Origin of the sequence: Bradyrhizobium sp. BRP56 (genome assembly GCF_020194035.1) — a bacterium.
GTDB classification, from domain to species: domain Bacteria; phylum Pseudomonadota; class Alphaproteobacteria; order Rhizobiales; family Xanthobacteraceae; genus Bradyrhizobium; species Bradyrhizobium australafricanum.
In genome coordinates, this window is sequence record NZ_JADYVV010000196.1 from 1 (window position 1) to 470 (window position 470).

General features: G+C 55.3%; 1 protein-coding gene. It reads left to right on the top strand.

Annotation, left to right across the window (positions count from 1 at the left end; translation table 11 throughout):
* Positions 1-470: ABC transporter substrate-binding protein (locus tag I6F38_RS43345; protein WP_225164709.1), on the top strand; the 470-nt coding region annotated here is incomplete at both ends.

The following is a 470-nucleotide window of genomic DNA, read 5'->3' on the forward strand; positions in this document are numbered from 1 at the left end:
CGCTTTAGCCAGAACCCGGCTTACCACACTCAACTGTCACAGCCGATCGAAACCGTGATGCTGGCGCTCAATACCGCCAAAGCCCCCACCAACGAGCTGGCAGTCCGTGAAGCTCTTAATTACGCGGTGAACAAAAAATCGCTGATTGATAACGCGTTGTATGGTACCCAGCAGGTCGCCGACACCCTGTTTGCCCCTTCTGTGCCCTACGCCAACCTCGGCCTGAAACCGCGCCAGTACGATCCGCAGAAAGCGAAAGCGTTGCTGGAAAAAGCCGGTTGGACGCTGCCTGCAGGCAAAGACATCCGCGAGAAAAATGGTCAGCCGCTGCGCATTGAACTGTCGTTCATCGGCACCGATGCGTTAAGCAAATCGATGGCGGAAATCATTCAGGCTGATATGCGCCAGATTGGCGCAGATGTCTCGCTGATTGGCGAAGAAGAGAGCAGTATCTATGCTCGTCAGCGCGA